The sequence below is a fragment of the Mesorhizobium sp. M1A.F.Ca.ET.072.01.1.1 genome (assembly GCF_004023325.1).
Lineage (GTDB): Bacteria > Pseudomonadota > Alphaproteobacteria > Rhizobiales > Rhizobiaceae > Mesorhizobium.
This window is the reverse complement of sequence record NZ_RZSF01000216.1, coordinates 1-5,000: the sequence shown is the minus strand read 5'-3', so window position 1 is coordinate 5,000 and position 5,000 is coordinate 1. Positions and strand designations below refer to the sequence as shown.

Genomic DNA, 5,000 nt, shown 5'->3' with positions numbered 1-5,000 from the left:
CGGGATCGCGCATGATGGGTATTGGCAATGAGAACGATCAAGTGTCTTAAGGGCAATTGGTGGATGCCTTGGCATGCACAGGCGATGAAGGACGTGATACGCTGCGATAAGCTACGGGGAGGTGCGAATACCCTTTGATCCGTAGATCTCCGAATGGGGAAACCCACCTAAGGTACTTGGAAAATCAGAGCAGCAGGGCGACTGACGCGACAATCCCAAAAGGATTGAGCGCGGGGCGACGATCTCTTTGAGATCGCGCTGTTTTTGCTGCTGTGGTTTCCAAGTATCGATAATAGGTAACTTATCCTGAATACATAGGGATAAAGTGGCGAACGCGGGGAACTGAAACATCTAAGTACCCGTAGGAAAGGACATCAACCGAGACTCCGGAAGTAGTGGCGAGCGAACCCGGACCAGGCCAGCGGCGATTGAGAGACAAGCGGAACCTTCTGGAAAGTTGGGCCATAGCGGGTGACAGCCCCGTACGCGTAATGCGATCAATCGTCCTTGAGTAAGGCGGGACACGTGAAATCCTGTCTGAAATTGGGAGGACCACCTTCCAAGCCTAAGTACTCGTGCATGACCGATAGCGAACTAGTACCGTGAGGGAAAGGTGAAAAGCACCCCGACAAGGGGAGTGAAAGAGTACCTGAAACCGATTGCCTACAAACAGTGGGAGCCCGTCCTTCAAATCGCTTGACGATTTGAAGAACTTTTGATTTTGCCATCAAGAGCGCAAGCGCTTTGATGGGCGGGTGACCACGTACCTTTTGTATAATGGGTCAGCGACTTAGTGTGACGAGCAAGCTTAAACCGATAGGTGTAGGCGCAGCGAAAGCGAGTCTGAACAGGGCGTTCAGTTCGTCGCATTAGACCCGAAACCGAGTGATCTAGCCATGAGCAGGCTGAAGGTAAGGTAACACTTACTGGAGGGCCGAACCCATAACTGTTGCAATAGTTCGGGATGACTTGTGGCTAGGGGTGAAAGGCCAATCAAACTCGGAAATAGCTGGTTCTCCGCGAAATCTATTTAGGTAGAGCGTCGACCGAATACCCCAGGGGGTAGAGCACTGGATGGGCTAGGGGTCCTCACCGGATTACCAAACCTAACCAAACTCCGAATACCTGGGAGTACTAGTCGGCAGACACACGGCGGGTGCTAACGTCCGTCGTGAAAAGGGAAACAACCCTGACCTACAGCTAAGGTCCCCAAGTTATGGCTAAGTGGGAAAGGATGTGAGGATCCCAAAACAACCAGGATGTTGGCTTAGAAGCAGCCATCATTTAAAGAAAGCGTAACAGCTCACTGGTCTAAATAAGGGTCTTTGCGCCGAAAATGTAACGGGGCTAAAGCCATACACCGAAGCTTAGGGTTCGTGAGCAATCACGAGCGGTAGCGGAGCGTTCTGTAAGCCAGTGAAGCCGTACCCGTGAGGGGCGGTGGAGGTATCAGAAGTGCGAATGCTGACATGAGTAACGTAAGGGGAGTGAGAGACTCCCCCGCCGAAAGACCAAGGGTTCCTGCTTAAAGTTAATCTGAGCAGGGTTAGCCGGCCCCTAAGACGAGGCGGAAACGCGTAGTCGATGGGAATCACGTTAATATTCGTGAGCCTGGAGGTAGTGACGGATCACACAAGTTGTCCAATCTTATCGGATTGAAAGGGCAGCGGAGTGGTTCCAGGAAATAGCTCCTCCTTATAGACCGTACCCGAAACCGACACTGGTGGTCTGGTAGAGTATACCAAGGCGCTTGAGAGAACTATGCTGAAGGAACTCGGCAAATTGCACGCGTAACTTCGGAAGAAGCGTGACCCTTTTTTGCGCAAGCAGAGGAGGGTGGCACAGACCAGGGGGTAGCGACTGTTTATCAAAAACACAGGGCTCTGCGAAGTCGCAAGACGACGTATAGGGTCTGACGCCTGCCCGGTGCTGGAAGGTTAAGAGGAGGGGTGCAAGCTCTGAATCGAAGCCCCAGTAAACGGCGGCCGTAACTATAACGGTCCTAAGGTAGCGAAATTCCTTGTCGGGTAAGTTCCGACCTGCACGAATGGCGTAACGACTTCCCCGCTGTCTCCAGCATAGACTCAGTGAAATTGAATTCCCCGTGAAGATGCGGGGTTCCTGCGGTTAGACGGAAAGACCCCGTGCACCTTTACTATAGCTTTACATTGGCATTCGTAGTGGCATGTGTAGGATAGGTGGTAGGCTTTGAAGCCTGGGCGCCAGCTCAGGTGGAGCCACCCTTGAAATACCACCCTTATCACTATGGATGTCTAACCGCGGCCCGTTATCCGGGTCCGGGACAATGTATGGTGGGTAGTTTGACTGGGGCGGTCGCCTCCTAAAGAGTAACGGAGGCGCGCGATGGTGGGCTCAGAACGGTCGGAAATCGTTCGCTGAGTGCAATGGCATAAGCCTGCCTGACTGCGAGACTGACAAGTCGAGCAGAGACGAAAGTCGGTCATAGTGATCCGGTGGTCCCGTGTGGAAGGGCCATCGCTCAACGGATAAAAGGTACGCCGGGGATAACAGGCTGATGACCCCCAAGAGTCCATATCGACGGGGTTGTTTGGCACCTCGATGTCGACTCATCGCATCCTGGGGCTGGAGCAGGTCCCAAGGGTATGGCTGTTCGCCATTTAAAGCGGTACGTGAGTTGGGTTCAGAACGTCGTGAGACAGTTCGGTCCCTATCTGCCGTGGGTGTAGGAATATTGAAAGGATCTGTCCCTAGTACGAGAGGACCGGGATGGACGGATCTCTGGTGGACCTGTTGTGGCGCCAGCCGCATTGCAGGGTAGCTATATCCGGACGGGATAACCGCTGAAGGCATCTAAGCGGGAAACCCACCTTGAAACGAGTATTCCCTGAGAACCGTGGAAGACGACCACGTTGATAGGCCGGGTGTGGAAGAGCGGCAACGCTTGAAGCTTACCGGTACTAATAGTTCGATCGGCTTGATCGTTCTCATTCCTAATATCCATCCGACAAAGTCGGATGGTCTGCCAGCGCTCACGCATGAGCGGCCCTTACGGGCCTATGCTCCGCGAAGGCGCCGGACGACCGGCGACGCGCAGTCGCGCTTGCGGGCTTCGCCCGTAGGCAAAATGCAGACGTCGCCTTGGCACAAAAACGACGATCCTTTGGATCGCGCTGCGACGATCCTTGATCGCGCTTGGCGACGATCCTTGATCGCGCCGCGACGATCCTCCGGATCGCGCTTGGCGACGATCCTTTGGATCGCGCTTGAACAGCTTCTCGATTTGAACGTGCGTTTCGCCGACCTGGTGGTTATGGCGGAGCGGCTGCACCCGATCCCATTCCGAACTCGGCCGTGAAACGCTCCAGCGCTGATGGTACTTCGTCTCAAGACGCGGGAGAGTAGGTCGCTGCCAGGTCTGCCAAGCGCACGTTCATCTCACATCCGGATCCGGATGCAGACAAATCTTCTCCTTGCGATTGTTGTGATGCATGTCGTTGCCTCAAAACCGCTAACACTTTTGAGCGACATGCATGAGGCCCGCCAAACGGGATCCCGGGCCGCGCAAGCGGCCCTTTCATTGGGCGGTCCCTTGAATACGGTAAGCGCAAACTTACCTCTATCTTGACGCGGGGTGGAGCAGCCCGGTAGCTCGTCAGGCTCATAACCTGAAGGTCACAGGTTCAAATCCTGTCCCCGCAACCAATCCAAAAACGCCCGCCTCGTGCGGGCGTTTTTGTATCTGGCCATACTGGCCGGCTGATGTGAGCGGTCATCAGGCCCGCAAGCAGCGAACCGACGCAGCGCCGGCAGAAAAGCCAAATCCCCACACCAATCCAGACCGGCCCGCCAACGCAGGCCGTTTGCGTTTGCGGCGGCGCGCTTGGATGCGAAGCTGCAGCGAGGTCCTCGGGAGCAACAAGCACGGCGGCGTCCTGCAGGTAGCGCAGTTGGACAGCACCCTCGCCCGATCGAAAGGATATCCTCGAGCGCCTGTTGGGATACCCTGGCCATTGCGCGAGATCACCGGTTTTGGCCGATAGCGGCTGAACGAAGGTGGTGCCGCGATTGACGCCGCCGATGACGAGATCGGTCTGTGCACCGCACGGCGCAACGGGAATTGCGACGGGGACTGGAGGCGCGGGAGATCGAGCTGCGGCGCCAGGCTGAGGGAACTCTCATACCTTTCCCGCCGCATGGCAGGTAGGGCGCTGACGATCATACAAGAGGGCCTAAGTTCGGTGCATCTCGACGCGCTCGCCAGCGACCTGGCTGGGTCGCGGCCTGAGCGGCTAGTCGCATAGCCAAGGTCTCGCGGCTGGCAGGGAGATTGAGGGGAAAGTTAAAGTCTCCGGACCGACCTTTGGAAGGCGACTGGCCTGTCTGTCGATGGACGCCACATGTTTCGCCGACGTCGAACCCGGCCGGCTCGCCCACGTCCTTTCCCAGCCATTCTGGGTGCAGCTCATCCAAAAACCTGGTGGAGCGATTCGATGACGAATCGAGCGGCATATCAATGCGGGCACCGTCCCGGATGTCTCGCCGGGATTCGTTGCTCGAGCAAAGCAATGAACCGGCTATCCAGTCGCTGCCACATGGAATGACGCTGTCAGTTGAGCCGGTGATCCCTTAGCCGTGGCGGCAATCGGTCGGGCCACGCCCAAGAAAGTGCCGCGATCCGACGCCGACGGCTACATAAAACTTCGGGGGCACCATCATAGCAGCCGGCTAATGCATATCGCCCGAAATTCACAGCGATTTCGGGACAACGACGTGCATCAAATGAGGATGCAAAGCGCATCGCTGGAATTCGTTCGCCGACATGCTGAGAAAGTTCGAAATCGCTGTTGACACCCCGAATGGCTCCGACTATATACGCCCCACCAACGAGGGCGGCGCGCCGCTGGCGGCCGAGAAGTTCGCTTCTCACTCTGCCCTCTGTGAAATTCAAGAGAGCCGCGTGAGCGACACTCGAAGGGCCCCGAAGCGGCAAGCGAAAGGGGCCGGGACATCGCGTCTGC

Annotated in this window: 1 tRNA gene, 2 rRNA genes and 1 pseudogene; all 4 read left to right on the top strand. The window is 56.4% G+C overall.

The features are described 5' to 3' along the window. The first annotated feature begins 35 nt into the window (after positions 1 to 35). Positions 36 to 2,964, top strand: a 23S ribosomal RNA gene (locus tag EOA32_RS24940). A gap of 318 nt (positions 2,965 to 3,282) precedes the next feature. After that, positions 3,283 to 3,397: ribosomal RNA gene (rrf, locus tag EOA32_RS24935) — 5S ribosomal RNA — on the top strand. 210 nt (positions 3,398 to 3,607) lie between these two features. Next, positions 3,608 to 3,684: transfer RNA gene (locus EOA32_RS24930), tRNA-Met, on the top strand. Between the two features lie 1,117 nt (positions 3,685 to 4,801). Continuing rightward, a pseudogene (locus tag EOA32_RS39315) lies at positions 4,802 to 5,000 on the top strand (hypothetical protein); the annotation flags it as partial.